Raw genomic sequence first — 1,443 nt, forward strand, 5'->3', positions numbered from 1 at the left:
CTAAAGCTTGTTTGACCGCTTCCTTGTCCTTTAAATGCGCCCAGCAGCGTCTGTAGATATCACGGGCAGTAAAAACCTCAGGTAAGCAATTACAACGCTCTATAATCAAATTTGCACGCTCCTTTACCAAGATATCCGCAGCAGCATAAAGCCTTTTTACATGACTTAACAAATAGTTTTCCCAACGCAATGCCATGGAAAGAGAAGGGAGAGTGATTTCAAAACGCCCCCCTTCAACAAGTTCAAAAATCAAAGCAAGGCTTGGTATGGTTTTATCCATTTTTGCTAAATGCGCTTGCAAGGGTTCAGAGAGATCATCCCTTCTGATCTCTTTCTGATGATTTTCCCACCACTCACTAAATATCTCTTGTGCATCGGGAGAAAAACGCATCACAATTGGCTGTTCTGGTGATCCCAAGGGTTTATCGCGAAAAGAACGAAAAACCTCTTCATAATCCTTATAGGCATCTTTTAAGGGGTCTCTATCAATCCATGTACATTTTTTTGTCTTATCGGGCCATACCATCATTTGAAACCGTTGCAATAAACCGTCATCTGCTTTTCCAGAAAGCATTGCCTGAATGAGAGGAATAATCCGAGAAGGTTGTATTCCCCCAATAATGGAAAGGGTTGCATTGGGAATATGAATCGTTCCACGCCCAATACGGTCATAGGTATAGGGTTGATCCCCATTAAAAGCTTGTAAATAAAACCCACGGTCTGTTTGATATTCCTTAAGTTCCAAGTTTGCTAAAAAACCAGAAAGTTCATCACGGACCATTAATAATCCCCGCGGGTTTTCTTTTAGTAATTCTCCAAGCTTTTCGACGGTCACATCATTGACAACAAGACGTGAAAGGCAATCATCATGCTGCTTCTTTTTCGATATGTTTTCCAACAAAATGGTGCGGGCTGCTTGCTTCCCTTCATCTTTTAAAGCTTTGCGAACTTGTTTTTTCTGTTCTTGTTTATCTAAGATCTCAAGATATTCTTCAATTTCTGCTTGTTCTTTCTGTTGTGTCCAATTTTTATCCCATTCCTTTTGAAGGATATTGACAGGTTCTAAAGCGGCTTGCATGGCAGGTGTTTTTCTAGCAGAAGGTTGACCAATAATCATCCCCCACAGATTAGGAACAATCTTCCAATTATTACTATGCTGTTTTGGAGCGATACGAACCCCATTACCAATCACGGCTGCTAAAGCACAGATAGCAGAGACAGCCACAAAATCGACAGGGGATTGTTGATGGTTAGCAATATCATAAATATACCTTCCCAATACCAATGGAACTTGTGTAGCATGAAAAGGTTCAACCGGTAAAAGAGCGGTGTTAATGGATTTTAATTCGCCCCATCCCATTTGTTGCAATGCCACTTCATAAGGAATGGCTTGTAAACAGGGATGGTTCTTTAAAGAGACAGTGTTGTTATCGTTATCAGTAT

1 protein-coding gene is annotated in these 1,443 nt (G+C 40.6%); it reads right to left on the reverse strand.

Translation table 11 applies throughout. The features are described from left to right. The coding region (locus tag AC0QT4_RS09085; RefSeq protein WP_473201342.1) for a YfjI family protein at positions 1 to 1,443 on the reverse strand (1,443 nt) is incomplete at both ends.

Source organism: Bartonella sp. EBT8, assembly GCF_055796165.1.